Origin of the sequence: Streptomyces sp. MMCC 100 (assembly GCF_041538145.2) — a bacterium.
Lineage (GTDB): Bacteria > Actinomycetota > Actinomycetes > Streptomycetales > Streptomycetaceae > Streptomyces.
This window is the reverse complement of sequence record NZ_JBGORK020000001.1, coordinates 4,078,735-4,104,288: the sequence shown is the minus strand read 5'-3', so window position 1 is coordinate 4,104,288 and position 25,554 is coordinate 4,078,735. Positions and strand designations below refer to the sequence as shown.

General features: G+C 71.1%; 24 protein-coding genes and 2 pseudogenes. 15 read left to right on the top strand and 11 right to left on the bottom strand.

Annotated features, from left to right (window positions below; genetic code table 11):
- Window positions 1–102 precede the first annotated feature (102 nt).
- Together ABS735_RS19125 and ABS735_RS19120 are read left to right on the top strand one after the other, a co-directional pair.
- Window positions 103–591 carry a DUF6083 domain-containing protein gene (locus tag ABS735_RS19125; protein WP_373903204.1) on the top strand — a complete coding sequence of 163 codons (489 nt, stop codon included), beginning with the start codon at window positions 103–105 and terminating at the stop codon, window positions 589–591.
- A 48-nt stretch (window positions 592–639) separates the two neighbouring features.
- A complete protein-coding gene (locus ABS735_RS19120) occupies window positions 640–1,035 on the top strand; it encodes a YunG family protein (protein ID WP_373903205.1) in 396 nt (131 codons plus the stop codon).
- A 63-nt stretch (window positions 1,036–1,098) separates the two neighbouring features.
- Here ABS735_RS19120 and ABS735_RS19115 read toward each other — a convergent pair whose 3' ends face one another.
- Window positions 1,099–2,112, bottom strand: a complete 1,014-nt coding sequence (locus ABS735_RS19115) for a LacI family DNA-binding transcriptional regulator (protein WP_373903206.1) — start codon at window positions 2,110–2,112, stop codon at window positions 1,099–1,101.
- Between the two features lie 327 nt (window positions 2,113–2,439).
- Between ABS735_RS19115 and ABS735_RS19110 the strand changes: the two genes are divergently transcribed.
- The 4 genes from ABS735_RS19110 (at window position 2,440) to ABS735_RS19095 (ending at window position 7,321) form a co-directional block, all read left to right on the top strand.
- The gene (locus ABS735_RS19110) at window positions 2,440–3,750 is read left to right on the top strand and encodes an ABC transporter substrate-binding protein (protein ID WP_373903207.1); all 1,311 of its coding nucleotides are present in this window, start codon (window positions 2,440–2,442) and stop codon (window positions 3,748–3,750) included.
- Between the two features lie 103 nt (window positions 3,751–3,853).
- Window positions 3,854–4,849 carry a carbohydrate ABC transporter permease gene (locus ABS735_RS19105; protein WP_373903208.1) on the top strand — a complete coding sequence of 332 codons (996 nt, stop codon included), beginning with the start codon at window positions 3,854–3,856 and terminating at the stop codon, window positions 4,847–4,849.
- A gap of 12 nt (window positions 4,850–4,861) precedes the next feature.
- Window positions 4,862–5,785, top strand: coding sequence for a carbohydrate ABC transporter permease (locus ABS735_RS19100; protein WP_373903209.1), 924 nt, complete (start codon window positions 4,862–4,864; stop codon window positions 5,783–5,785).
- Window positions 5,786–5,881: 96 nt separating this feature from the next.
- Window positions 5,882–7,321, top strand: a complete 1,440-nt coding sequence (locus tag ABS735_RS19095; RefSeq protein ID WP_373903210.1) for a GH1 family beta-glucosidase — start codon at window positions 5,882–5,884, stop codon at window positions 7,319–7,321.
- 108 nt (window positions 7,322–7,429) lie between these two features.
- Here the strand turns inward: ABS735_RS19095 and ABS735_RS19090 are convergent, their stop codons facing one another.
- Window positions 7,430–8,626: a glycoside hydrolase family 64 protein gene (locus ABS735_RS19090; protein WP_373903211.1), complete on the bottom strand. Its 1,197-nt coding sequence runs from the start codon at window positions 8,624–8,626 to the stop codon at window positions 7,430–7,432.
- 253 nt (window positions 8,627–8,879) lie between these two features.
- Window positions 8,880–10,517, bottom strand: coding sequence for an MFS transporter (locus ABS735_RS19085; protein WP_373903212.1), 1,638 nt, complete (start codon window positions 10,515–10,517; stop codon window positions 8,880–8,882).
- Window positions 10,518–10,745: 228 nt separating this feature from the next.
- Between ABS735_RS19085 and ABS735_RS19080 the strand changes: the two genes are divergently transcribed.
- Complete coding sequence (locus tag ABS735_RS19080; RefSeq protein WP_373903213.1) at window positions 10,746–11,354, top strand: TetR/AcrR family transcriptional regulator; 609 nt, start codon at window positions 10,746–10,748, stop codon at window positions 11,352–11,354.
- 21 nt (window positions 11,355–11,375) lie between these two features.
- Here ABS735_RS19080 and ABS735_RS19075 read toward each other — a convergent pair whose 3' ends face one another.
- The 4 genes from ABS735_RS19075 to ABS735_RS19060 are packed head-to-tail and all read right to left on the bottom strand — an operon-like array spanning window position 11,376 to window position 14,806.
- Window positions 11,376–12,299, bottom strand: coding sequence for a LysR family transcriptional regulator (locus ABS735_RS19075; RefSeq protein ID WP_373903214.1), 924 nt, complete (start codon window positions 12,297–12,299; stop codon window positions 11,376–11,378).
- Window positions 12,300–12,309: 10 nt separating this feature from the next.
- Window positions 12,310–13,449 carry an NAD(P)/FAD-dependent oxidoreductase gene (locus ABS735_RS19070; protein ID WP_373903215.1) on the bottom strand — a complete coding sequence of 380 codons (1,140 nt, stop codon included), beginning with the start codon at window positions 13,447–13,449 and terminating at the stop codon, window positions 12,310–12,312.
- Window positions 13,446–13,634 carry a ferredoxin gene (locus ABS735_RS19065; protein WP_373903216.1) on the bottom strand — a complete coding sequence of 63 codons (189 nt, stop codon included), beginning with the start codon at window positions 13,632–13,634 and terminating at the stop codon, window positions 13,446–13,448. Before ABS735_RS19065 ends, ABS735_RS19070 begins: the two co-directional genes overlap by 4 nt.
- The gene (locus ABS735_RS19060; RefSeq protein ID WP_373903217.1) at window positions 13,631–14,806 is read right to left on the bottom strand and encodes a cytochrome P450; all 1,176 of its coding nucleotides are present in this window, start codon (window positions 14,804–14,806) and stop codon (window positions 13,631–13,633) included. The genes ABS735_RS19065 and ABS735_RS19060 overlap by 4 nt, the downstream gene beginning before the upstream one ends.
- A gap of 258 nt (window positions 14,807–15,064) precedes the next feature.
- Here ABS735_RS19060 and ABS735_RS19055 point away from each other — a divergent pair, with 258 nt between their 5' ends.
- From ABS735_RS19055 to ABS735_RS19030, 6 genes are read left to right on the top strand one after another with little or no spacing between them, the layout of a single operon-like run.
- Window positions 15,065–16,039: a phosphotriesterase family protein gene (locus ABS735_RS19055; protein WP_373903218.1), complete on the top strand. Its 975-nt coding sequence runs from the start codon at window positions 15,065–15,067 to the stop codon at window positions 16,037–16,039.
- A 51-nt stretch (window positions 16,040–16,090) separates the two neighbouring features.
- Window positions 16,091–17,047, top strand: coding sequence for a phosphotriesterase family protein (locus ABS735_RS19050; protein ID WP_373903219.1), 957 nt, complete (start codon window positions 16,091–16,093; stop codon window positions 17,045–17,047).
- 13 nt (window positions 17,048–17,060) lie between these two features.
- A complete protein-coding gene (locus ABS735_RS19045; RefSeq protein WP_373903221.1) occupies window positions 17,061–18,176 on the top strand; it encodes an FAD-dependent oxidoreductase in 1,116 nt (371 codons plus the stop codon).
- Between the two features lie 5 nt (window positions 18,177–18,181).
- Window positions 18,182–19,105, top strand: coding sequence for an alpha/beta hydrolase (locus ABS735_RS19040; RefSeq protein WP_373903222.1), 924 nt, complete (start codon window positions 18,182–18,184; stop codon window positions 19,103–19,105).
- 45 nt (window positions 19,106–19,150) lie between these two features.
- On the top strand, window positions 19,151–20,092 hold the full coding sequence (locus ABS735_RS19035) for an MBL fold metallo-hydrolase (protein WP_373903223.1): 942 nt from the start codon (window positions 19,151–19,153) through the stop codon (window positions 20,090–20,092).
- A 19-nt stretch (window positions 20,093–20,111) separates the two neighbouring features.
- Window positions 20,112–21,842, top strand: coding sequence for a CocE/NonD family hydrolase (locus ABS735_RS19030; protein WP_373903224.1), 1,731 nt, complete (start codon window positions 20,112–20,114; stop codon window positions 21,840–21,842).
- On the opposite strand, the gene ABS735_RS19025 is transcribed toward ABS735_RS19030, so the two are convergent.
- From ABS735_RS19025 to ABS735_RS19015, 3 genes and pseudogenes are all read right to left on the bottom strand, one after another.
- Window positions 21,776–22,309 carry a nucleotide triphosphate diphosphatase NUDT15 gene (locus tag ABS735_RS19025; RefSeq protein WP_373903226.1) on the bottom strand — a complete coding sequence of 178 codons (534 nt, stop codon included), beginning with the start codon at window positions 22,307–22,309 and terminating at the stop codon, window positions 21,776–21,778. The genes ABS735_RS19030 and ABS735_RS19025 overlap by 67 nt on opposite strands.
- 4 nt (window positions 22,310–22,313) lie before the next feature.
- Window positions 22,314–22,848: pseudogene (locus ABS735_RS19020) on the bottom strand (serine hydrolase domain-containing protein).
- 57 nt (window positions 22,849–22,905) lie between these two features.
- Window positions 22,906–23,250 (bottom strand): STAS domain-containing protein, encoded by a 345-nt coding sequence (locus ABS735_RS19015; RefSeq protein WP_373903227.1) that lies wholly within the window; start codon window positions 23,248–23,250, stop codon window positions 22,906–22,908.
- A 113-nt stretch (window positions 23,251–23,363) separates the two neighbouring features.
- Between ABS735_RS19015 and ABS735_RS19010 the strand changes: the two genes are divergently transcribed.
- A complete protein-coding gene (locus tag ABS735_RS19010; protein ID WP_373903427.1) occupies window positions 23,364–23,915 on the top strand; it encodes a YciI family protein in 552 nt (183 codons plus the stop codon).
- Between the two features lie 328 nt (window positions 23,916–24,243).
- Complete coding sequence (locus ABS735_RS19005) at window positions 24,244–24,390, top strand: hypothetical protein (protein WP_373903228.1); 147 nt, start codon at window positions 24,244–24,246, stop codon at window positions 24,388–24,390.
- Between the two features lie 222 nt (window positions 24,391–24,612).
- On the opposite strand, the pseudogene ABS735_RS19000 reads toward ABS735_RS19005, so the two are convergent.
- Window positions 24,613–25,464 (bottom strand): annotated as a pseudogene (locus tag ABS735_RS19000) (glycoside hydrolase family 16 protein); the annotation flags it as partial.
- Window positions 25,465–25,554: the final 90 nt, after the last annotated feature.

Genomic DNA, 25,554 nt, shown 5'->3' with positions numbered 1-25,554 from the left:
GCTCCCGTAGGTGTCCGACCGAGCCCCATGATCCCATCGTGCAGCCGGTGCGCCCGTCCTGCGCCCTGCCCCGCCTCCGTGTGGCGCCGCACACTCACAGGCATGGGGGACGCATACGAACCGAGCCTCTTCCCGGTGCCGGGCCCCGACGGACACCGGCAGCCGGCCGCCGACGCGCCCCGGCCCTGGGAGAACGTCGACCGGCGGCAGGCCGCCCGTGACGGCGCCACCGGGCCCGAGCCGCCGGCCCGCCCCGTCTGCCCGCACTGCGGCCTGGCCGGCGAACGCCGTCCCACCTACACCGGCCGGCACGTCCTGCTCGAACCCCTGCTCACCGTGCCCGCCCACCTCGTCCCCGGCGGCCACCGCTGGCACGTCGACCCCGGTGGGCAGGCCTGGAACGGCGGCCTGGACGAACCCTCGCCCGGGGCCACCTGCCGCGTCCCCCACCAGCTCACCTGCCCGGGCCTCACCCTGGACGAGATCAAACCGTGGCGGTGGCTGGACGAGGTGCGCGAGGAGAACGCCCGTCGAGCACGGCGGCAGGCGGACGGGACGGGTTGCCCGGAGGTGTTTCCCGACGCGGGCTGATCGTCCGGCGGCGGTCGATTGTCAGTGCCCACCGGCACAATGGACGGCATGAGACCGTTGGTCCTCACCGACATCGAGCGGGCCGTCCGCAGCAGTTGGGGTGCCGACACGTGCACGCCCGAGTTCCGGTCGCAGTGGACCCGGGACAACCCGGCCAGGGACCAGTGCGGCGTGACCGCCATGGTGCTCCACGACCTGCTGGGCGGCGAGCTGATCCGGGGCGAGGTGCACGTCGCGGGCGAGCGGATCGACTACCACTGGTGGAACCGGCTGGGCCCGGGCCTGGAGGTCGACCTCACCCGGGAGCAGTTCGGCCCGCACGAGACCGTCATCGGCGGCACCGTCGTCCCCCGGCCGCCAGAGATACGCCGGCTCCGCGCGGAGTACGAACTGCTCCGCCGGCGCGTCCTGGAACGGCTCGAGCGGCAACGGGCGGCCTCGTAACAGCCCGGCCGGGGTTGCGGCGGCCGCGACGCCCTGGAGTGTCGCCCGCAAAAGCGCCCGGCCCTACGACGACTCGCGCACCACCAGCTCCGTCGGCAGCGTCATCTGCTGCCGGGGCGCACCGTGCTGCGTGATGTCGGTCAGGATGCGGGCCATGGTCCGGCCCAGTTCCTCCACCGGCTGACGCACCGTCGTCAGGGGCGGGTTGGTGTGGCGGGCCAGGATGGAGTCCTCGAAGCCGACGACGGCGACGTCCCCCGGCACCTGCCGCTTCCACCGGCGCAGTTCGGCCAGGGCACCGACCGCCATGAGGTCGGACGCGGCGAAGACGGCGTCCAGGTCCGGGGCGCGTTCAAGAAGCAAACGCATGGCGCGCGCGCCGCCCTCCTCGGTGAAGTCACCCGCCTCGACGAGGAGTTCCCTCGCCGCAACGCCCGCCTCCACGTGCGCGGCGCGCCAGCCGGCGAGCCTGCTGCGGCCGACGTCCATGTCCAGCGGGCCGGTGATCGTGGCGACCCGTCGCCGTCCGCTGCCCAGCAGATGCCGCACCGCGGCGGCCGCCCCGCCGGCGTTGTCGGAGTTGACGTAGCTCAGCCGTTCGCCCGCGTCGCGGCGCCCGGCGAGCACGGTCGGCAGGCCCATCTCCTCCAGCATGCCCGGCAGCCGGTCCTCGGCGTGCACCGAGACCAGCAGCACGCCGTCCACGCGACGGGTCGCGACCGACTCGGTCAGCTGGTCCCGCTCGGCCTGGTCACGGACGAGCATCAGCTGCAACTGGGTGCGACTCTCGGCGAGGGCGCCGCTGACTCCGCGGATGAGCGCGGCGAAGAACGGCTCCGAGCCGAGCCGGCTCTCCGACTCCGGGATCACCAGGGCCACGGCGTTGGTGCGGTTGGTCACCAGGCCGCGGGCGACCGAGTTGGGAACGTAGTTGAGTTCCTTGATCGCCGCAAGCACTCTCTCCCGGGCGTCGGCGCTGACCAGCTCCGAGCCGTTGACGACACGGGAGACCGTGGTGCGGCCCACGCCGGCGCGGGCGGCGACCGTTTTGATCGTTGGACGGCGGTTGCCGGTCATGTACTCCCCCCTCGGCGGCCGCGGCGGCGATGCCTGCCGCGGAGGTGACCTGCGGCAATTCTTGCAGACACCGCGGTCGGCGGAGCACCCCCCGGCCTCCGGGAAGCGAACGCGGCGTGCGGGTGGCCGGGGGAACTTGCGTTCAAGTCATTGACAGATCGGCCGGTTGCCACGAGTCTTCGATGCGCCGGTGGGAACGTGCCCACCAAAATTGGGCACGTTCCCACCCCGTGTTCGAGCCGCTGTCTTTCATCGCTGTAGCCATCGCAGTAGTCATCGCAGAACTCGTCACTCCGATGTGTCAGCGCCGTCGCTAGGAGGAGATCCATGGGCACTCTCGGTTCATTGCGCAGAAAGGCGGTGGCGACGGCCGCGGCCGTCGGCGCGCTGGCGCTCGTCGTCGGCTGCGGAGGCAGCGACGACTCGGCCACCGGCGGTGGCAAGAAGGACGGCAAGGTCACCATCACCATGGGCATGTACGGGGTGATGGGCATCAAGGAGACGGGCCTTCTCGAGCAGTACGAGAAGGAGAACCCCAACGTCGACATCAAGGCCGAGATCGCCGGCGACGAGCAGACGTACTACACCGCGCTGCAGACCAGGCTCGCCGCGGGCAAGGGCCTGAAGGACATCCAGGGCATCGAGATCGGCCGGGCCAAGGAGATCACCGACACCCAGGCGGACAAGTTCGCGGACTTCTCAGACGTGCCGGGCACCGACCACTTCCTGCCGTGGAAGGAGTCCCAGATCAGCACCGAGGACGGCAAGGTGCTGGGCCTGGGCACCGACATCGGCCCGATGGCCGTCTGCTACCGCAAGGACTACTTCGAGAAGGCGGGCCTGCCCACCGACCGCGAGGAGGTCGCCAAGCTCTGGGAGGGCGACTGGAACAAGTACGTCGAGGTCGGCCGCACCTTCAAGAAGGGCTTCAAGGGCGGGGACGTGGCCTACATGGACGCGGCCAGCGGCCTGTTCAACGCCATGGTCTACGGCTACCCCGAGCAGTACTACGACGACAAGGGCGAGCTGATCTACGACACCAACCCGGCCGTCAAGGAGGCCTGGAACCTCTCCGCCGACGCGGCGGAGGACGGGCTGACGGCCAAGCTCCGCCAGTTCCAACCCGGTTGGGACCCGGGCCTGGCCAACGGCACCTTCGCCACCGCGGTGTGCCCGGCGTGGATGCTCAGCCACATCAGTGAGAAGGCCGGTGACGCGAACAAGGGCAAGTGGGACGTCGCCAAGGCCCCCAAGGGCGCCAACTGGGGCGGCTCCTTCCTCGGCGTGGTCGAGCAGAGCCCGGTGAAGGAGGAGGCCAAGAAGCTCGTCGCCTGGCTGACCGCGCCCGAGCAGCAGGCCCACATCTTCAAGGAGATCGGCAACATCCCCTCCTCGCGCGAGGCGCTGGACAGCCCCGACGTGAAGAACGCCAAGTCCGAGTACTTCAGCGGGGCGCCGATCGGCCAGATCTTCGGAGCGGCCGCCCAGGAGATCCCGGACAAGCAGGTCCTCGGCCGCAAGGACGGCACGATCAAGGACACCTTCTCCCAGGGCCTGGCCCTGATCGAGCAGGGAGACGCCTCGCGTGACGAGGCGTGGAAGACCACCGGGGAGCGCATCGAGAAGGCGGTCGGCTGACTCACCGCTCCCGAGGCCACCCGGGTCCGCCCGCGTCCAGGCACAGGTCCTGGCCGGCGGGCCCGGCGCCGGCGCACACATCCGCTCTCAGGAAGGAAGACCGGTGGCCACCTCCACCACCAAGGCCCTGGCCGGGGGCGAGCCCGAGCGCCCGTCCCCGCGGACGGGCGGCGAGAGCCCCGCCCGGCGGCGCGGCGCTCTCTGGCACCGGCTCGACATCAAGGGCGCCCCGTACGCGTTCGTCGCGCCGTTCTTCATCGTCTTCGCCGCGTTCAGCTTCTACCCCCTGATCTACACCTCGTGGATCTCCCTGCACGACGTGGAGCTGGCCACCCTCGATGTCATGGAGTGGGTGGCGTTCGACAACTACGTGCAGCTGTGGGGCGACTCGCGGTTCTGGAACGCGCTGCAGAACACCATCACCATCGGCGTCATCTCCACGGTGCCGCAGCTGATGATGGCGCTCGGCATGGCGCACCTGCTCAACTACCGGATGCGCGCCTCGCTGTTCTTCCGGGTCGCCTCCCTGGTCCCCTACGCCACCTCCGTCGCCGCGGCCGCCCTCGTCTTCACCATGATCTTCGAGCGCGACTTCGGCATGATCAACTGGGCGCTCGGCTCGGTCGGGATCGACCCGGTGGACTGGGAGGCCGACAAGTGGCCCTCCCAGATCGCGATCTCCACCATCGTCATCTGGCGCTGGACCGGCTACAACGCGCTGCTCTACCTGGCCGCGATGCAGGCCATCCCCGCCGACCGGTACGAGGCGGCCTCCCTCGACGGGGCCTCCCGGTGGCAGCAGTTCATCCACGTCACCGTCCCCGGGATCCGCTCCACCATCGTCTTCACCATCGTGCTCTCCACGATCGGCGCCACCCAGCTCTTCGGCGAGCCGCTGATCTTCGGCCAGGGACCCAACGGTGTCACCGGCGGCGCGGACAACCAGTACCAGACGCTGGGCCTGCTGCTGTACGAGGAGGGCTGGAAGAACTACCAGATGGGCCGCTCCGCGACCGTCGCCTGGGCGATGTTCATGCTGCTGGTCCTCGTCTTCGTCGTGCAGCGCGTCATCAAGCGCCTGCGCTCCCGTACGTCCTGACCTGGAGCCGCCATGACCACCCAAAGTCTCCCGGCCCGGACCGACGCCCCGGCCCGGACCCCCGCCGTGAAGGCGAGCGGCCGCGGTGGCCGCCGGCTGCTGCGCCAGCGCGCGGGCCGCCAGCACCACGCCGGCCCCCTCGCCTACGTGCTGCTCGCCATCATGGCGATCCTGTCGATCTTCCCGCTGTACTGGACGATGGTGGCCGCGTCCACCGACAACACCCGGGTCAGCCAGACGCCGCCCCCGTTCCTGCCCGGCCCGAACCTGTTCAGCAACCTCGCCCGGGCCTGGGACGAGGCGGCGATGGGCAAGGCCATGATCAACAGCCTCATCGTGGCCGGGGTGATCGCCCTGTCCACGGTGCTGTTCGCGACGCTCGCCGGGTTCGCCTTCGCCAAGCTGCGGTTCAAGGGGCGCAACGCCCTGCTCATGCTGGTGATCGGCACCATGATGGTGCCGCCGCAGCTCGCCGTCGTGCCGCTGTTCATGATGATGGCCGACCTCGGCTGGTCGCAGCAGCTGCCCGCCGTCATCTTCCCGACGCTGGTGAGCGCGGTCGGCGTGTTCTTCATGCGCCAGTACCTGACGGAGGCGCTGCCGGACGAACTCGTCGAGGCCGGACGCGTGGACGGGGCGCACTCGCTGCGCATCTTCTGGAGCATCGTGCTGCCCATCGCGCGGCCCGCGATGGCCGTCCTGTTCATGATCACGTTCGTGCACGCGTGGAACGACTTCTTCTGGCCGTTCGTGGTCCTCGACATGACCAACCCGACGGTCCCCGTCGCGCTCACCCAGCTCAGCGCGGGCTACGTCCGCGACCAGTCGCTGATCATGGCCGGCGCGCTGCTCGGCACGCTGCCGCTGCTGGCGATGTTCGTCGTCTTCGGCCGCCAGATCGTCAGCGGCATCATGGCCGGCGCCGTCAAGGGCTGATCCGCCGCCGTGCGGCCCGGCCCCGCGCCGTCCGGGCCGTTCGCCACTTCTCCGGGCACGCGCCCCGCGCACACATCCACCACCGAAAGGACTTACGTGGTCACCGCAGCACAGCAGACCGCGTCCGCCCCGGACGCCGCCCGCACCTTCCCCAAGGGCTTCCTCTGGGGCTCCGCGACCGCCTCCTACCAGATCGAGGGGGCCGCCGCGGAGGACGGCCGCACCCCGTCCATCTGGGACACCTACGCCCGTACCCCCGGCCGGGTCCGCAACGGCGACACCGGTGACGTCGCCACCGACCACTACCACCGCCGGAGCGAGGACGTCGCCCTGATGGCCGAACTCGGCCTGGGCGCCTACCGCTTCTCCCTCGCCTGGCCCCGGATCCAGCCCACCGGCCGCGGCCCCGCCGTACAGAAGGGCCTGGACTTCTACCGGCGGCTGGTGGACGAGCTGCTGGAGAAGGGCATCCAGCCCGTCGCCACCCTCTACCACTGGGACCTGCCCCAGGAGCTCGAGGACGCCGGCGGCTGGCCCGAGCGCGCCACCGCCGAGCGGTTCGCCGAGTACGCGGCCCTCGCCGCCGACGCCCTCGGCGACCGGGTGAAGACCTGGACCACCCTCAACGAGCCCTGGTGCAGCGCCTTCCTCGGCTACGGCTCCGGGGTGCACGCCCCCGGCCGCACCGACCCGGTCGCCGCCCTGCGCGCCGCACACCACCTCAATCTGGCGCACGGCCTGGCCGCCCAGGCGCTGCGCGACCGGGTCCGCGCCGACGCCCAGGTGTCCGTCACCCTCAACGTCCACCACGTCCGCCCGCTCACCGGAAGCGACGGCGACGCCGACGCGGTCCGCCGGATCGACGCGCTCGCCAACCGGGTCTTCACCGGACCCATGCTGAACGGCGCGTACCCGGAAGACCTCTTCAAGGACACCGCCGAGCTGACCGACTGGTCCTTCGTCCAGGACGGCGACCTGCGCCAGGCCCACCAGCCGCTGGACTTCCTCGGCGTCAACTACTACACGCCCACCGTCGTCTCCGGGACCGACGGCAGCGCCACCCACACCTCCGACGGACACGGCAACAGCTCCCACAGCCCCTGGCCGGGAGCCGACCGCGTCGCCTTCCACCAGCCGCCCGGCGACACCACCGCCATGGGCTGGGCCGTCGACCCGAGCGGCCTGTACGACCTGCTGCGCCGGCTGGCCGCCGACTTCCCGAGGCTGCCGCTGGTCATCACCGAGAACGGCGCCGCCTTCGACGACTACGCCGACCCCGAGGGCCGGGTCAACGACCCCGCCCGGATCGCCTACGTACGCGGCCACCTGGCCGCCGTCCATCAGGCCATCCTGGACGGCGCGGACGTGCGCGGCTACTTCCTGTGGTCGCTGCTGGACAACTTCGAGTGGGCCCACGGCTACAGCAAGCGCTTCGGCGCCGTCTACGTCGACTACCCGACCGGCACCCGCATCCCCAAGGCGAGCGCGCGCTGGTACTCCGAGGTCGCCCGCACCGGCGTACTGCCCGGCGCCTGACCGGGCCGGTGCGGCGCGCAAGCCGCCCCGTGAGGCGTGCCGCACCAAGGGCCCGCCCCCGCCCTCCGCACATGCGGCGAGCGGGGGCGGACTCTTGTCCCGGCCGGGTCAGTCGAGCGGCGCGAGGGTGAGCCGGGCCTCGGCCGGGCTGCCGTCGTGCACCAGCGACTCGTGGTTGCCGACGTCGTCGAAGGCGAACGCGTACGCCTTCCCGTCGGCCATGTGGTCGTGGATGATCCGGGCGTAGTGGTTGGTCACCGAGTCCTGGTAGAAGTTCGCCGCCGAGGGGTCGGGCTGGTTGGGGTTGCTCAGCAGCGTCGAGCGGTTGAAGCCGGCGCACAGCGTGCGGGAGATCGGCCCGCGCACCTGGTCGTTGGGCGCGTCCAGGAGCCGGTGGCAGCCGAAGACGCTGGAGGCGTCGGGCTTCTGGAAGCTGGTGACGACCGCGCCGGAGCTGTTGGTGAAGTTCATGACGTTGCCCGACACCCGCCCGAAGTACTTGGTGTCCGGCCGGTCCCCGAAGGGCGTGACGGTGAGCGTGGTCGTCGCGTACTTCTGCCAGACCCGGTTGATGTAGTCGTCCATGACCGAGGCGGGCAGCGCCCCGGTCTCCACCCCGTACAGCGGCGCCAGCGCCCGCAGCACGGTGCCGTCGGGCCGGGTCTGGATCAGGCCGCCCCAGCCGGGCTGCGCCCGCAGCGCGTTGAACACCCCGTTGTAACCACCGGGATTGAGCTGTCCGGCGCTGATCACGCCGCCGTCGGCGCGCTGCACGCCGACCGTGTAGGGCGCGGAGAACATGTCGACCTGGGTGCTGTTCAGCCACAGTCCGCCGTCGTTGAGCGTGTACTCGGACCAGTTGAAGAGGATGTTGCGGTTGGGGTCGCTCGGGTTCTGGACGGCGGGCTGGACCAGGCCGCCCGTGGTCAGCCGGAAGTCCAGCTTCTGGCCGTAGGAGAAGTAGATGCGTCCCGACAGCTTCGGGATGCGGATGGTCTTGGTCTGTCCGGCGGCCGGTCCGGGGATGGACGCGTCGGGTGCGGGGGTGGGGGGACTGCCGCCGGCGGGCCAGGCGTGGAAGGTGCCGTTCTCGTCCGCCCAGCCCTGCTGACCCGTCGTCAGCGAGGTGCCCAGGTTGTAGATGTGGACGGCGTCACCGCGGGCGGAGTTGTTGGTGATCGTCAGGGGGATGGTGGCGGGCACCGCGGCGTCCGCGGGCGGTGCGGCGCCGAACGTGAGCAGGGCGCCGGTCAGGCCTGCGGCCGCGGCCACGGCGAGCAGACGGTGTCTGAGTCGGGAGAGCACTCTCCACCTCCGTGCGGGTGTGGGGGAATTGGTCCGTACCGATTCTGAGAGCGCTCTCAGCGTTGCGCCCGGCCGCGTTCATGTCAATGTGTGGGACGGAACGACGCGGGTCGTCCGGTCCAGGTCCGCCCTGGCCCGGTCCCGCACCGGAGCCGCGGGCGGGCACCGGTCGTGATGACCGGCGCCCGCCCGGTACGGCCTCGCCCGAAGATCCGCGTTGCCGTCCGGCCCGTCGGGCGAGGCGGCCGCCCGCCTACTTGACGAGGGCCGACTCGGGGCTGCCGTCGCCTCCCGACGGCAGCGCGGCCGACTCCTCGCTTCCGGCGCAACGGTGGGAGCGGACGCCGGTCATGCCGAAGGCCGTCAACGCCGCGGCGACGGCGGCCGCCACCCCGCAGACCAGGAACGCGGTGCCGAAGCCGCTGCCCAGCGCGTCCAGGGCCAGTCCGTGTGCCGCGGACCCCGGCGCCCCGGGCGGCAGGCTGTTCACGGCGATGGGTCCTCCGGCCTCGGCGACCGCGCGCGCCGCCGCAGCCTGGTCGGCCGGCAGATCCGCGCCGGACAGGTTCGCCGCGAAGGCCGACCCCGCGTTGCTCAGGGCGACCGCGCCGACGACGACGGGTCCGAGGGCGAAGCCCAGGTCGCGCAGCATGTTGGTGGTGGCGCTGGCCATGCCCGCCAGCTGCTGGGGCACGCTGTTCAGCGCCACGGCCGTCACCGAACTCACCGTCAGGGCGAAGCCGACGCCGATCAGCAGCGCGGGCGCCACGAAGGGACCGAGGTGCGGGTCGGTGACGTCCAGCCCGGTGCACAGCAGGCAGCCGATCGCCATCAGGACGAAGCCGGAGGTGAGCAGCCAGGACGCGGCGACCCGGTGCAGGAGCCGGGAGACGACGGGGATGAGCAGGAAGGCCGGTCCCTGGAGGAGCAGGAAGGGGATGGCGACGCGGATCGGGTCCTGGTGCTGCACCGGACCCAGCCACATGCTCGTCGCGAAGCAGGCGCCGAGGAAGGCGAGCATGCCGATGACCGCGACGACGGACGACACCGTGAAGGCCCGGTTGCGGAACAGATTCAGGTCGAGGATCGGGGACTCGGCACCCAGCTCCACCAGTACGAACGCGGCGAGGAAACACGCGCCGAGGGCGAAGGCCAGCATGACGGGCAGGGTGGTCCAGCCCGACTCGGGCCCCTCGACGGCGCCGTACAGCACCAGGACGAGGCCCACGGCGAAGGTGATCTGACCCGGCACGTCGAACCTGCGGCCCTCGGGGGCCTTCGACTCCTTGGCCAGTACCAGGGTGAGCACCGTGCTGACCAGTGCGAGCCCGACGAGCACCCAGAAGGAGCCGCGCCACGAGCCGACCTTGGCGAACATGCCGCCGAGCAGGGGCGAGACGGCGGCGCCGGCGGACAGGAAGCCGCTCCAGACGGCCACTGCGTGCGCCCGCTGCCGCGTGGTGCGGGTGACGGAGGTGATCGCGGTGAGCGAGCCGGGGAACATGGCGCCGGCGCCCAGTCCGTTGAGGGCGGCACCGATCCACAGCACCTGGACGGTCGGCGCGAGCGCGGCCACGGTGCTGCCCGCCGCGACCAGGGCCGTGCCGGCCACGACGAGCCTGCGCCGGCCGAAGAGGTCGCCGAGGACGCCGAAGGTGAACTCGAAGCAGACTACGGCGATCATGAACGCGGCGGTGATCCAGGTGAGCTGGGACCCGTGCGTGCGGAGGTCCTCCTGGAGCAGCCCGTTCAGTGAGGCGGGCAGCGCGTTCGCGACCTGGGCCACGAAGACCGCGGCGCAGGCGGCAGCCAGTGTCCCCGCGTAGCCCGGTGTCCGGGCGGCCCCCGCGGTTGGGCCCGGGGACGTCGTCGTCCCGTTGTTGAGCGTCATTGCTGATCTCCCTGGCTGGGAAAGGACGGGCGTCCCCGGAAGCGGGAGGCCTCGAAGCGTGGAAGGGCTCGGCTCTGCGTGCGCGGTGGGGGAGAGGGGCACGACGCGAGTCGGGCGTGATGCCGTGGAGAATGACACTCGCTTTACGGTGCGTCAAGGGTATGTACAGGCTGTTCTGTACGGAGGCGCTCTGTACGTTCGATGTGCGCGGCACGTTAGGATCCGGTCATGGCGAACCTTCGTGAGGCGCAGAAGCGGATGACCCGCCGCCTGCTGCTGGAGTCAGGACTCGAGACCTTCAAGACGAAGGGCTACGCCGCCACCACGGTCGACGACATCGCGACCGCGGCGGGCACCACGCGGGTGACCTTCTACGCGTACTTCCCCTCCCGCAGCGACCTGATGAAGGCGCTCATCGACGAGCAGCTCAACGAGGCGTTGCAACGTGTCCGTTCCCCCGAGCACGGCTCCACGGCACGGGACCTCGTCGCCACCGTCGCCGAGGGGACGCCGGAGGCGATCACGGCATGGCTGCGGCGGACCGCCGACATCTGGCCGGCCATCCGGCCGATCATCCGCATCGGCCGCGACGCCTCGGTGGTCGATCCGGAACTTCCCGACCTGGTCGAGCGATGGCTGGAGGAGGCCATCAGCGACATCGAGGACGGACTGGCGGCAGCCGGACGCCTCGAGCCGCACCAGCGGCACTTCCGAGGCGTCCTCGCGATGGCCGAGCTGGATTTCGTCGCCCAGCACTGGGACCGCGTCGACTGGAAGCTCAGCCGTGACCAGATGATCGACGAGCTCGCCGCCAGCTGGGTGCGGCTGCTGACCTGACGCCGAGGCTCAGGCGGGACGTCAGGCGGGCGCGGCCGCGTCGAAGAGCAGCGTCCGAAGCCATTCGACGAAGTACTGATCGCCCAGGCGGGGATTCCAGACCATGTCGATCCCGAGCCCCGGCAGCGGGAACGGGAACTCCTCGATCCGCAGGCCGGCGAGCGAGCGCATGGTGATCGCGACCCGGTGCCGAAGGAGGGCGACGCCGCCCGCGCGTGCGACCAGGAAGGGCACGAGGAGGAAGTCGGAGCTCAACTGGCCGACCCGGTAGGGGATGCCCTTCTCCTCCAAGAGCGCGTACGGGAAGACCCGGCGTTCGGTGTCGACGACGACGTGCGGCTGCGTGGTGAGCAGGTCGAGGGCGCTCGCTTCCGGCGGCGTGTCCGGTGAGGCCGCCACCACACAGCGGTCGTTGTAGAGCCGCTCGCGGGGGTACGGCGAGAAGTGCCCTTCGGAGATCAGCGCGACGTCGACGCCCTGGTCGGTGAAGGTGGCCTCGGTCGGCACCGTGAACGTGCGCAGCCGCAGCGTGGCGTGCGGAGCGCGCTCGGCGACGAGCCGCGTCAGACGGGGACCCACGACGAACGCCGTGCTGGTGGTCATGGCGACCGTGATGACCCGCTGATCCGCCAAGGGGTCGAAGGACGGGAAGTTCACTACGCGTGCCGTCTGCCGCAGGGCCCCGCGCAGCGGCCCCAGCAGCTCCAGCGCGCGCGGGGTGAGTGTGGCGCCCGCCTTGTGCGGGACGACGAGGTCGTCCCCCAGCATCCGGCGCATCCGCGTCAGGGCGTGGCTCATCGCCGGTTGCGACAGACCGACCCGCTGCGCGGCCCGGGTCACCGAACGCTCCTCCAGGAGCGCGAGGAGGGGCACCAGCAGGTTGAGATTGACCGACGCCAGTCGGTCCAGGTCCGTACCCGTGGTGCCCTCGGCCTCTGTGCCCATGCGGCGAACCCTACGTGGTCGCCCGCGCCGTCCGACGCAGCCGGGGGATCGGGATCCGGTAGTCGAGCGCCGCCACGTCGCCGCTGCCGTCCCGGCGCGACCAGCGCATCAGCGCCGGTCCGCCTCCCGGTCCACCGTCGAGGTACTCCGGCTCCCCTGCCACCGGGAAGTGACCCACCGCCTTCAGGCTCAGCCCGAACTGCTCCGTCCAGAAGTAGGGCTGGAGCCGGAGGGGAGGGGCCTCGTCGCCGCGTACGAGTGCCCGGGCGGCGACCTTCGCCTGCTCGATCGCGCTGCTCCACAGCGGGATCCGGCGCGGCCCGTGCGCGGTGGGCAGTACCGCCAGGTCGCCCGCTGCCGCCACGTCGGGCCGCGCCAGCCCACGGGAGTCGACGGGCACGGCGCCCTTCGCCACGAGTCCCGTGCCCGCGAGCCATTCCGTGTTGGGCACGTCGCCGGCGGCGGTGATGGTCAACTCCGCCTCCAGGACAGGGCCCTCGTCGAGGGCGACCCGGATGCCTCCGGCCCCCCGCTCGAGGTGTGCCGCCGCGGTCTCGACGACGGTGAGACCGCGGTCGAGCGCGGCCGTGCGGAAGACGCCGGCGAGGTACGCGCCGAGTTGGAGGACCATCGGCACGCCCTGGGAGACGAGGGTGACCCGGCAGCCGGCGGCCAGGCACCCGGACGCGATCTCCATACCGAGCGGGCCTCCGCCCACCACCACGACCGACGGTTCGGCCGCCAGCCGGCCGCGCAGGGCGAGCGCGTCGTCGAGCCCGCGCAGGGTGAGCTCCTCGGGCAGGTCGGACAACCGTCGCGCCCGGGAGCCGGTGGCCAGCACGAGCCGGTCGTAGGGCAGGTTCGTTCCGTCGTCGAGGGTGACGAGCCGGCGCTCGGGGTCGAGCCCGGCGGCGCGTACGCCGAGCAGCTCGGTCGCCCCGTGACCGGTCGGCGGGAGCTCGTGCGACGCCGTGTCGTCGCCGTCGAGCAGCAGTGCCTTCGACAGGGCCGGGCGGCTGTACGCGGGACGGCCTTCGTCGCCGACGACGGTCAGTTCCCCGTCGAAGCCGGCCTCGCGCAGCGTGTCGGCCGCGGTGAGCCCGGCGATGCCGTTGCCCACGACGACGATCCGGCGGGGCGTGCCGCTCACGCGACCCTCAGCGCGGCGACCGGGCACACCCGGGCGGCGGCGTTCGCCAGGGCGGCGTCGGCCCCGTCGACCTCCTCGCGGTCCAGCACGAGTTCGCCCTCGTCGTCCAGGTGCATGAGCTGCGGGGCTGCCTCCTCGCACAGGCCGTGGCCCTCGCAGCGGGGCCGGTCGAGAACGATCTTCATGCGGGGATCACCTCCAGGACGGGGAGCACCTCGATGCTCCGGGTGATGTTGCCGGGAACGCGGGTCTCGGGGCCGACGACGATGCGCCCGACGCGCCGGGACAGCGCCGCGATCACGGCGTGCGCCTCGATACGGGCGAGGCCCTGGCCCGCGCAGCCGTGCGGACCGTAACCGAACGAAAGATGGTCGACGGGGTTGCGTTCCACGAGGAAGGCGTCCGGGTTCTCGTAGTGCCGGGGATCGTGGTTTCCGGCGCCGAACAGGATGGCGACCTGGGCACCCGCCGGGACGACCGCCCCGTCGATGTCGACGTCCCGGGTGGCGCGCCGGCCCCAGGCGTGGACGGGCGGCCACAGGCGCAGTACCTCGTTGAACGCCGCCGGCACCAGCGGCGGGTTCGCCCGGACCAGGTCGAGCTGGTCGGGGTGGGCGGCGAAGAGAGCGACGATGTTGCCGATCGCCGCGACGGTGGTGTCGACGCCCGCGCCGAGGTACTGGTGGATGATGTGCCCGGCCGTGCCGGGCGGAACGGCGCCTCGCGCCTCGGCGTCGAAGATGCCGCGGCCCACGGATCCTTCTGCCAGATCCTGGGCCCGGACCCGCGAACACCAGCCGTACAGTTCGCCCGCTATCGGGAAGTTCTCGCTCGTGCGCCGGTTCATGGGGCCGAGGACCTGCATGGCGGCCTGTCCCCAGCGCAGCATGTTCTCGCGCACGTGGCCGGTGAAGCCGATGAGGTCCGCGACGACTTCCAGCGGGAAGGCGCGGGCGAGGGCGTCGACGGCGTCGAAGGACCCCCTCTCGACCAGTTCGGCGACCAGGGCGTCGGCCTTCGCCTCGATCCGGGGTTTGAGACCGCGCAGCGCACGCGGTGAGAGGTTCTCGGTGAGCGTGGCGCGCAGCCGGGTGTGCGCCGGCGGGTCGGAGGCGAGCGAGGTTCCCGCCAGCGCCTCGTTGGCCGACGGATTGAATGCGATCGAGTCCGAGGAGTACGACTCCCAGTCGGCGAGGGCGTCGCGGATCACGTCGTACCGCGTGAGCGCGTAGACGTCGTTCTCGCGGAGACGGACCACGGGGCCCTGTTCTCGCAGTTCGGCGTAGACGGGGTACGGGTCGAGGACCACCTCGTCGGCGAAGAGGTCCACGTCGGAGGTGGGCGGGGTGGTGGTCATGGCCTCAGTGAAGTGCGCGGTGTTCGCATCGAGCAAGTGAATGATCGGCATGCCGACACATGCACGCCGTGCATGTGTCGCCTCGTGCGACGTCGGCCGGGCGCCACTTCGATGCTCAGTCGACATCCCTCCGCGCAACCCTCGGTGAATTGTTTTTTCGTGGTGTTCGTTTCATTGACGTTGTGTAAATCGAATGGCTACGGTGACCGAAGCCACAGGGTGCGGTGCAGCACCCCCACCGGACACGTGAGGGCAGGCATGAGCGTCAAGAGCAACACCGTGAACACCGTCCTTGGACCGGTGCCGGCCGATGAACTGGGCGTCGTCTCGGTCCACGAGGCGCTGCTGTCGGTGGTGCCGGGCGCCGAGTACGCCTTCGACGTCACCCTCGACCGCGCGGAGATCTTCGAGACCCTCGCCGCCAAGCTCACGGACTTCCGCACCCACGGCGGCGGCACGGTCGTCGACAGCACCGGCATGTTCCACGGCCGCGACGTCCGGCTGTACGAGACCCTCTCCCGCGCGACCGGCGTACACATCGTCGCATCGACGGGGCAGGGCCCGGAGGAACTGCTCGGCGGCTACTTCCTCACCCCGCAGACCAACCCGCCGACGCCGTGGCCGGCCGACAAGTTCGCCGAGCTCTTCACCAAGGAGGTCACCGAGGGCATGGTCGTCCCGCGGGTGGAGCGCCGCGGCGCGGCAGGGCTGGTGGCCACCGCCGCGACCCGTACGGGCATGACCGCGACCGACGAGAGCCTGTTCCGGGGCGCCGCCCGGACCGCTCTGAGCACCGGCGTCGCGGTCTCCATCCGCTACGGGGCCGACGCCCTGTGCGACCTCGACGTCGTCCTGGACGAGAGGCTCCCCGCCGACCGCGTCGCCGTCGGCGGCCTCGACCGCAAGGACGCCGTCGCCGCCGGCGCGCCCCTGGAAGTCGCACGCCGCGGCGCCTGCGTCGTACTCGACCACGTCGGTGTGGAGGACGAGGCCCACGTCACCGACGCCGAGCGCGCCGCCCTGGTCGCCGACCTCGTACGAGCCGGTCACGGCGACCGCGTCCTGCTCTCCAGCAGCGCGACCGGGGTGGCCAAGGGGCACGCGGCCAACGACCTGCCGTACAGCCACGTCCTGACCGCTTTCGTCCCGCTCCTCAAGGCCCAGGGCCTCGACGACGAGGACACGCGGCGGATCCTCGTGGACAACCCGCGCGACCTGCTGTCGGTGCGCTGAGCGCGCCGGAGCGCACGACCATCAAGTCTCTTTTCTCCAAAGGTGAGTGTTGTGTCGAGAGTGAACACGGTCCTGGGGCCGGTCCCCGCCGAGGAACTGGGTCTCGTGGCCGTCCACGAGCACATCGGTTACGGCATGCCCGGCTCCGAGCTGGACACGAAGTGGTGGAAGTCCCCGGAGCAGCGGTACGAGGAGACCGTCCCGAAGCTGCGCCGCTTCCACGAGTACGGCGGCGGCACGTTCGTCGACGCGACCGGCATCTGCAACGGCCGCGACGTCGACTACTACAAGTCGCTGTCCGCGAAGACCGGCGTCCACATCGTCGCCTGCACCGGCTTCGTCGGCGGTGACACCGCCCTGCCGCACTTCGCGAACGCCGACGTCGACTACCTGATGCGGCAGTTCGTCCACGAGATCACCGTCGGCATCGGCGCCACCGGTGGCCTCGCCGGGGTCATCAAGGTCGGGGTGAGCCGCGGCGGCCGTATGACGGACCTGGACAAGCGCATCTACCGGGCCGCGGCCCGCGCCGCGCTCGCCACGGGCGTACCGATCCTCACCCACCTGGCGATCGACGCCGAGAACGCGATCGCGATCTTCGAAGAGGAAGGACTCCCTCTGGACCGCGTCCTGTTCGGGCACGTCGACGACGGCGTCAACGCCGACAAGACGCGCGACGTGTGGATCGCGGAGCAGGGCGGCCGCATCGGCTTCGACACCTTCGGCTACGAGACCGAGCTGCCCGACCCGCCGTTCTGGGCCCGGCCCCGCAAGGAACGCCTCGACCACTTCCTGCGGTTCGTCGACGGCGGCCGCCGGATCAAGCAGGTCCTCGCCTCCGCCGACGCCAACTGCAGCCCGCTCGGCTGGCCCGGCGTCAAGGGCCACACCGTCAACTACATCTTCGAGGACCTCATCCCGGACCTCCGCGCCGCCGGTCTCGACGACGCCGCCATCAGGACGGTCTTCGTCGACAACCCGGCCGGCTTCCTCGCCCTTCAGAAGTAGAGAGAGAACCACCATGCAGTCCTCGGACCTGAAGAAACTGAAGATCGCCGTCGTCGGGGCGGGATACGGCGGCGCGGCGGCGGCCAAGGCGCTGAGCCTGCTCGGCGCGGACGTCGCCGTCTACGAGCAGGCGGGCCGGATCCGCGAGGTCGGCGCCGGCATCGGACTGCGCCCGTCCACCGTGAACAGGTTCCGCGAGTGGGGGATCTTCGACGCGATCGCCAAGGTCAGCTCGCCGAGCGAGTACTTCGAGATCCTCACCGCCACCGGTGAACCGATCATGAAAGAGGCATGGCCGGCCGACGGCGAGCAGACCCACACCCACCTGATCCACCGCGGCGACTTCATCGAGGCCCTCCTGGGCGTGCTGCCCGAGGGCATGGTGCGCCTCGGCCACCGGCTGGAGAGCCTCCAGGACAAGGGCGACCGCTCGGTCCTCACCTTCGCGGGCGGCGAAAGAGTCGAGGCCGATCTCGTCGTCGGCGCCGACGGCATCAAGTCGGTGGTACGCAAGGAGCTGTTCAGCGACAAGGAGCCGGTGTTCTCGGGCGAGCACGCCTACCGCGCGGTCATCTCCGCCGACGACGCCCACGGCATGGTCACCGACGACAACCTGCGGATGTACGTCGGCAAGGGCACCAAGATCTACCTGCTGCCGCTGCGCCACCGGGGCCAGGTGTCGTTCGACATCACCGCACTGTGCGCGGACAGCACGTGGAACCCGCAGAACACCAAGGACGACATGCTGGCGACGGTGGAGGGGTTCGACGAACGCCTCGTCGCCATCACACGCGACCTCGACATGGACGTCGTGAACATCCGCGCGGTCTACGACATCGACCCGATCGACACCTGGCACTCGGACTCGGTGGTCCTGGTCGGCGACGCCGCCCACTCGATGCTGCACCACCAGGGCCAGGGCGCCAACTCCGCCATCGAGGACGCCGGAGCGCTCGCCGACGCCCTGCGCGCCTCGGACACGGTGCGGGAGGCGCTGGCCCGGTACCAGGCCACCCGCAAGCCCGTGACCGACAAGCTCCAGGCCATCTCCCGCCAGGGCTGGTCCGCGGAGGAGATCGAATCGGTCTTCCCCGGCCAGCAGCCCTCCGCCGCCGCACCCAAGGAGTGACGGACATGCCCCTGCACCCGGAGATCGCCAAGTTCCTCGCCGGCCTGCCCAGCCCTCCCGAAGGCCCGCTCGACCCGGTCGCCATGCGCGCCGCAGACGAGGCGCACGTCGCTCCCGTGGACAAGCGCCTGCCGATCCACGCGGTCGAGGACATGACCGCGCACACCGCGTCGGGCGACGTACCCGTACGCGTCTACACACCGGACGAGGCCGACGGCCACGGCGTGCTGGTCTACTTCCACGGCGGCGCGTTCTTCCTCGGCAGCCTGGAAACGCACGACCACGTCGCTCGTTCGCTGGCGAAGGAGACCGGGCTCAAGGTCGTCTCCGTCGGCTACCGGCTGGCCCCGGAGGCGGCCTTCCCCGCCGGTCTCGACGACTGCTACGCGGTCGTCCGCTGGGCCGCCGAGGAGGACTCCGGCCTGGGCCGGGACGGCACGACGCTGGCCGTCGCCGGGGACAGCTCCGGCGGCACCTTCGCCGCCGCGGTCGCGGCCAGGGCGCACGACGACGGCTTCGACCGGATCACCCACCAGATCCTCTACTACCCCTCGCTGGACCTGGACTTCGACGTCGACCGCTACGCCTCGCTGCGGGAGAACGCGGTCGGTTACGGACTGGAGACCGCGGGGCTCAAGCCGTTCAACGCCTTCTACCTCGACAGCGGGGCCGACCCCGCCGACCCGCTCGTCTCGCCGGTCAAGCGGGCCGACCTCACCGGACTGCCGCCGGCCCTCGTCGTCACCGGGCAGTACGACCCGATGCGCGACGAGGGCGAGCTCTACGGCCGGCGGCTGCGCGAAGCCGGTGTGGAGACGACGGTGAGCCGGTACGACGGCGCGGGCCACGGATTCGTCCAGCACTTCTCCTGGCTTCCGGAGTATTACCGGGTCTTCGAGGAGACGCGCGACTTCCTGCGCCGACGCTGAACGGGCCGATCCGCGTACGAGTTCCGAAGTTTCGTAAGGACATCCATGACGCACGAAGTCAGCGTTCATCCCCTCTTCTCGCCGTGGGGCCGGTTCGGTCTCTACAGCTTCTTCATCGACGCACCCGAACCGGCGATCGTCGACACCGGCATCGCCACCTCTCCGGCGGAAGGGATGGTGCCCGCGCTCGAGGTGATCGGGCGCCGCGTCGAGGACGTGCGCTGGATCCTGCTGACCCACGGTCACATCGACCACGTCGGCGGAGCGTACGCCTTGTGGGAGCTGACCGGCCGCCGTGCGCAGGTGGTGATCCACGAGGCCGACGCGCCGATGCTCCGCTCCCGCCGGGCCCATGTGGAGGAGTACCTCGACGGCAGGGGCCGGTACCTGGACGACGCCGGGGGAGAGGCGAAGGTGACGGCCGCGACGCAGGCCGTCATCTCCGGCGAGATGGAGCCCACCCTGCTCGTCAGGGGCGGCGAGACCCTCTCCCTCGGCGGCGGTGTCACCGTCTCGGTGCACTCGATACCGGGGCACACGCCGGGATCGGTCGGCTACGCCGTGGACGGGCAGCGCTCGGTGTTCGTCGGCGACTCCGTCCAGGTCCACGGGGCCGCCAACCACTTCCCCGGCTACACGGACCCGGCCGCCTACCGCGCGAGCCTGGAGCACCTGCGCGACGAGATCCGGCCGCGCCGGCTCTACCTGGGGCACCCCTACCGCCGCGCCGACGGCACACCGTACGGCGTCGAGCTCGACGAGGCGCAGGCCCGGGAGGCCATCACCCAGAGCCTGGACATCGAGGCCCGTCTCGCCACGGCCGCCCGCGGATGCCTGGAGGCGGGCCTTCGCGAGACGGACTCGCCGTACTCACCCTTCGCCCGCGTGGCCGAGGAGCTCGGCTACTGCGGCGATCCCGCCCTCGAGCCGTCGCCGTTCTTCACCTCCATGGCCGGCTACCGCACGCACTTCGAACAGAACGTGTAGACACAGGAGCATCCCCCTCATGACCGACCTCCAGACGATCCGCGCGGGCGAGCAGTCGATCGCCGTCCGCAAGGATCTCCGCGTGCCGATGCGCGACGGCGTCACGCTGGCCGCCGACACCTACAGCGGCGCCGGCGACGAGCCCCGTCCGGCGCTGGTGGCACTCAGCCCGTACGGCAAGGAGCTGCAGGCCCTCGCCCTCACCACACCGCCGCAGCGCCGGCCGAGCCCCATGTGGGACGGCTGCATCGAGGCGGGCGACATCGCACGCGTCGTCCAGGAGGGCTACGTCCACGTCATCGGCGACCTGCGCGGCTCCGGCGCCTCCGAGGGCGAGCACATCGGCAACTACAACGCCGGCGGTGTCCCGCTCGGCCAGGACGCGTACGACTTCATCGAGTGGGTCGCCGCGCAGCCGTGGTGCGACGGCAACGTCGGCATGATCGGCATCTCCTACTTCGGCTCGATGCAGGTGCTGGCGGCGGCCGAACGCCCGCCGAGCCTCAAGGCGATCTTCGTCAGCGGCGGTCACTACGACTTCTACGAGACCACCTACCACGGCGGCGTCATGTGGTTCATGCCGCGGGCCGCCCGTGAGGGCCGCGGCGGCGACTCCGGCTGGGCCTTCACCGACGGCGTCAAGTCCCGCATGCTGGAGACCTTCTCGCCCGAGGAGATCAGGAAGAAGGTCGCCGAACGGCTCCGGGACCCGGACGTGGCCGCCTGGCCCAACCTGGTCCATGTGCTCAACTACCCGAAGAACCACGAGGCCTGGTTCGACATCGTGATGAACGAGGTCGACGGCGACTGGTACGAGGAGCGCAACCCGATCACGCTCGCGCCGCGCATCGACATCCCGGTCTGGCTCCAGATCGACCAGGGCCGCGGCTGGACCATGGACGGCACCATCGAGCTGTACAAGTCGCTGAAGGGCCCGAAGAAGCTGGACATCGGCCCCTACCCGCCGATGCAGTCGCGTCCCTTCGTCGAGGAGCACGACAAGATGTTCCGCTGGTACGAGTACTGGCTCAAGGGCGTCGACAACGGAATCATGGACGAGCCCCCCGTCACCGTCCACGTCGAGGGTTCGCGCGAGTACGTCACCGGCGCGCAGTGGCCGCCGAAGGACGTCGAGCACCGGTCGCTCTACCTCCGCCCGCGCCGCGCGCTCTCCTTCGAGCCCGAGCTGATGGGCGCCGAGCACGCCGCCCCCGACGGCTTCTACCAGGCGCCGCTGACGGTGACCGACAAGGTGGAGATCCTCAGCTGGAGCACCGCCCCGTTCACCGAGCCCACCGAGATGATCGGCCAGGGCGCGGCGCACCTCTTCGCGGAGATCGACCAGAGCGACACCAACTTCATCCTGCGCCTGTGGGACGAGGCACCGGGCGGCAAGCGGCAGCTCATCACGACCGCCTACCTCAAGGCCTCGCACCGCGAACTGGACGAGGAGCGCACCACCGACGGCGACCCCCACCACCCGCACACCCGCGCGGTGCCCGTGGAACCGGGGACGATCGAGGAGTACGTACTGCGCGTCTACCCGTTCGCGGCGACCTTCCTGCCGGGACACAGGCTGGTCGTGGAACTCTCCAACGACGAGCCGCTCGCCGACGAGCACAACGCGCTCCTGCCGCCGGACGCCTTCCACCTGCCGGTGGGCCGCCCCGTCACCCACAAGATCTACCGCGACGCGGCGCACCCGTCCCGGCTCGTGCTGCCGTTCACGACGGGCCCGGCCACCGCATAGTGCCGCACCCCTGCGGCACCCCGCCGCTCCGCCCCGGGCCACAGGCAGTCCAGGACCGAGGCGGACGGCGGGAAGAGAGCGGACGGGACCGCCTTACGGGCGAACCACTCCCAGCGCTCGATCTTGTCGGGCTCGGTGACCCGGGGCGCACCGGCCGTCCGCTCGGTGACGGCCGCGGCGGTCACCCGGGTCAGCCCGCCCACGCCGTCGACGAGCACGGCCAGCACCCGCACGTCCGCGGGGGCCGCGACGAGCCCGGTCTCCTCCGCCAGCTCCCGGGCGGCGGCCGTCTCGAAGTCCTCGCCCGCGTCGACCTTGCCGCCGGGCAGCTCCCAGCGTCCGTCGTGACCGAGCCCCAGCAGCACGCGTCCGGCGGGATCGAGGACGGCGAGGCCGACACCGGTGAGGCTCTGCGCGGCGGGACGGACACGTTCGGGGCGCTCGGCACCCGGTGTGAAATCGCTCATCGGGTCATTCCACACCGTGACGGCGGCCGGAAGCCACCGAGGCCGTCCGGGCGGCGGCGTCGTGGAACGCCCGGCGCAGGGCGGTGATCCTGTCGCCCGTCCTCAGGGCGAAGGTGTCGGACCGCAGCAGGCCCCGGCCCCCGGCGGCGAGGGCGGCGCCGAGCAGTTCCATGTCCGCGAGCGTGGAGAACAGGCCCGCGTGGCCGCCGACCCCGCCGAGCACCACCGCGTTCTCGTCGTGGGCCTCGCCCACGACCCGGCGGCCGCGCCAGGGCAGAAGAGGGTGTCGCGCATGCCGAGCGGTGCGCACACCAGCCGCTGCACCAGCTCGTCCAGCGGCTGTCCGGCCGCCGCCTCGGCGATCGGACAGCCGGTACAGCGGCACCTGTCCGGGTATCCGAAGTGTGCGTGAGGAGTTGACGTACCGTCAGCTCCGCCTTGTCGCTGTCCCGGTAGTCCGGGATGTACGCGCCCACGGTGTCGTCAAGGCCGGGCACGCCGCGCTCGACGAGCGCCATGGCCGCGAGTCCCGTGCGCAGGTAGGTCTCCGGCCATCACCGGCCGGCCGGCAGACGTGGCCGAAAGGACACTCGCGCCTACGACGTTCGTCGCGCCTGGTACACCGAGTCGTAGATGGGGAAGACGTGCCGCAGGCCGGTCAGGGCGAAGAGCTGCTTGGTGTTGGCGTCGGTGATGACCAGTTTCAGCTCGCCGTGCACGGACTGGACCCGTTTGAGTGCACCGACCAGCACGCCCAGGCCCATGGAGTCGATGAACGCCACCCCGCGCAGATCGACGACGAACCGACGGTGGCCGTCCGCGAGTCGCTCGATCATGTACTGCTTGATCGTCGGCACGGTGTACACGTCCACCTCTCCGCGGATCTCCACGATGGTCCAGTCTCCGACGTCGCTGTGGTTGATCTCGATGGGAGGTTCCATACGTACTCAACGGCATGCCCTGGGCAGAGGTGGCGCCGCACATTCGTTCTGCATATGCGTGAACGACTGGCCAAAGGATCACCAGAGGTAGCGCGGTGCCTCAGACTGGGCGCATGGAGTTCTTCTGCTACCACCGCGACCGCACCGGCTCCCTGGCGCTGCGAGAGGAGCTGGTCGAAGCGCACTGGTCCTATATGGACGGGTACGCGGCGGAGATGATCGCACGCGGCCCCACCCTCACCGGTGACCGCGAGGTGCCCACGGGCAGCGTGCACGTACTCGATCTGCCCGATCCGGCCGCCGCCCGGGCCTTCGCCTTCGACGAGCCCGGCTACCAGGCCGGCGTGTACCGCGACGTGATGCTGCGCCGGTGGCGCAACACCTTGGGGCGCACCATGTGGGACTTCCCCGGTGGCCGTACCGGTGGCGACAGGTTCCTGGTTCTCGGGCTGGGTGCCGGGGAGGCCGTCGACCTCGAAGTGCCGCCCAGCCGTGAGGAGTTGATCGCGTACGGCCCCCTGCTGTCCGACGACGGGGACACCTGGCTGGGTACGGCGGCGCTGGTGCGGGCACCGGATCCGGACACGGCACGCGCCCTGCTGACTGTGGACCGCTACGCCGAGACCGAGGTGCACCACTGGCAGTTCGGCGGGCGTCCGTCCTGAATCGAGTGCCCGGTGTCTCGCCGTACAGGAGACGGCAGCGGCCCACCACGGTCGGGGGCCGATCGCGGTCGAGGTGTCGACTCGGGCTGTCACCCTAGATGCGAACAGGTGCACGAATCTGCCGGTGGGGGAGCGAGGACGCACAAAACCTGGGCGCCGGCAACCGGGGCCCGACCGAGCCGGTCGAGGCCGCGGTGCGCCCCGGTGACCGGCGCCCGTCGGCGCCTTTCGTACGGGGCGGGAGGCTCTCGCCGTGCGGATTCCGCCATTCGGGCCCATCCTTGAAGCCGGGCCACGAAGCCCACAGACCGACCCACCGGGAGGTCCTGTGATTCTGCTCGCGCTGCTCCTACCAGTCGTGATGATGGCCTTCCTCTTCGCCGCGGACGCGCTCGAAGACCTGATCTTTCCGCCCCCGGCGGCCTCGGACGAGGATGCGCCGGGCGCCGACATCGCCCGAACGACCTCCCCCTGAGACGAGCGGCACGCGTCGCCCGGTCACGAGACCTGCCCGGCCACGGGCCGGGCGGCGCGCGGGGGCGGAGTCGCCGCGGCGGATCAACCCCGCCAGGGACAGGGCGCCCCGCCCGAAGAAGACCAGCGGCAGAAGGCCCCGGCGGAACAGGGCCGGGGCCGGCCCGCCGCCCGTGGACCGGCGGCGCGGCCCCGCCCGCTGGAGCACCGTCGGCCGTCAGCCGTCGCTCGTGGTGACCTTCACCTCGTCGACCACCAGTTGCTGCGGGAAGGTGGTCGAACCGTTGGGGTCGCCCGGCCAGTAGCCGCCGACCGCGAGGTTCAGGATGAGGAAGAACGGCTTGTCGAAGACCCAGTCGTTGCCGCCCAGATCGGCCGGCGTACGGGTCTGGTAGACGTTGCCGTCGACCGACCAGGTGATCTTGTCCGGCGCCCAGTCCACCGCGAAGGTGTGGAAGGCGTCGGCGAACGCCTCACCGTTCGGCAGGGTGTAGCCCGCGCCGATGCCGCCCGAGCCGGAGTAGCCGGGGCCGTGGATGGTGCCGTGCACGGTGGACGGCTCGAAGCCGACGTTCTCCATGACGTCGATCTCGCCCGAGTTGGGCCAGCCGACCTCGCCGATGTCCTGGCCCAGCATCCAGAACGCGGGCCAGATGCCCTGCCCGCGCGGGATCTTCATCCGGGCCTCGACGTGGCCGTAGGTCGCGGTGAACTTGCCGGAGGTGTTCAGGCGCGCGGAGGTGTACTCGCACGCGCCGTACCAGCACTGGTAGTTGCCCGGGTTCTCGCGCCGGGCCTCGATCACCAGGTTGCCCTGGCCGTCGAGCTTCGCGTTGTCGGTGCCCGGCGTGTAGTACTGCCGCTCGTGGTTGTTGACGTTGTCGCCGGTCTCGAGCTGCCACTTGGCGGAGTCGACACCGGACCCGGCGGGACCGTCGAAGGTGTCGGAGAACGTCACCGCCGCCGCGGCCTTCGGCTGGTGCTCGGCCTGGGCGGGAGCCACCGCGGCGGTCGCCACGAGGGCGGCCGGCAGGGCGGCGAGGAGGCAACTGCGGAGCAGTCGTGGGGAGGCCATGTCTCTCCCTTTCGTGGGCCCGCTCCCACGAAGGGGAGCGGGCGCTGAGGTGGGAGGAAGGTGGTGCGGTCCGGGCGCGGGTGGGCCGGC

Coding starts and splice junctions, on each gene's coding strand:
- ABS735_RS19125 (WP_373903204.1), top strand. CDS start 103: ATGGGGGACGCATACGAACCGAGCCTCTTCCCGGTGCCGGGCCCCGAC.
- ABS735_RS19120 (WP_373903205.1), top strand. CDS start 640: ATGAGACCGTTGGTCCTCACCGACATCGAGCGGGCCGTCCGCAGCAGT.
- ABS735_RS19115 (WP_373903206.1), bottom strand. CDS start 2,112: ATGACCGGCAACCGCCGTCCAACGATCAAAACGGTCGCCGCCCGCGCC.
- ABS735_RS19110 (WP_373903207.1), top strand. CDS start 2,440: ATGGGCACTCTCGGTTCATTGCGCAGAAAGGCGGTGGCGACGGCCGCG.
- ABS735_RS19100 (WP_373903209.1), top strand. CDS start 4,862: ATGACCACCCAAAGTCTCCCGGCCCGGACCGACGCCCCGGCCCGGACC.
- ABS735_RS19085 (WP_373903212.1), bottom strand. CDS start 10,517: ATGACGCTCAACAACGGGACGACGACGTCCCCGGGCCCAACCGCGGGG.
- ABS735_RS19080 (WP_373903213.1), top strand. CDS start 10,746: ATGGCGAACCTTCGTGAGGCGCAGAAGCGGATGACCCGCCGCCTGCTG.
- ABS735_RS19075 (WP_373903214.1), bottom strand. CDS start 12,299: ATGGGCACAGAGGCCGAGGGCACCACGGGTACGGACCTGGACCGACTG.
- ABS735_RS19065 (WP_373903216.1), bottom strand. CDS start 13,634: ATGAAGATCGTTCTCGACCGGCCCCGCTGCGAGGGCCACGGCCTGTGC.
- ABS735_RS19060 (WP_373903217.1), bottom strand. CDS start 14,806: ATGACCACCACCCCGCCCACCTCCGACGTGGACCTCTTCGCCGACGAG.
- ABS735_RS19055 (WP_373903218.1), top strand. CDS start 15,065: ATGAGCGTCAAGAGCAACACCGTGAACACCGTCCTTGGACCGGTGCCG.
- ABS735_RS19045 (WP_373903221.1), top strand. CDS start 17,061: ATGCAGTCCTCGGACCTGAAGAAACTGAAGATCGCCGTCGTCGGGGCG.
- ABS735_RS19040 (WP_373903222.1), top strand. CDS start 18,182: ATGCCCCTGCACCCGGAGATCGCCAAGTTCCTCGCCGGCCTGCCCAGC.
- ABS735_RS19035 (WP_373903223.1), top strand. CDS start 19,151: ATGACGCACGAAGTCAGCGTTCATCCCCTCTTCTCGCCGTGGGGCCGG.
- ABS735_RS19030 (WP_373903224.1), top strand. CDS start 20,112: ATGACCGACCTCCAGACGATCCGCGCGGGCGAGCAGTCGATCGCCGTC.
- ABS735_RS19025 (WP_373903226.1), bottom strand. CDS start 22,309: ATGAGCGATTTCACACCGGGTGCCGAGCGCCCCGAACGTGTCCGTCCC.
- ABS735_RS19015 (WP_373903227.1), bottom strand. CDS start 23,250: ATGGAACCTCCCATCGAGATCAACCACAGCGACGTCGGAGACTGGACC.
- ABS735_RS19010 (WP_373903427.1), top strand. CDS start 23,364: ATGGAGTTCTTCTGCTACCACCGCGACCGCACCGGCTCCCTGGCGCTG.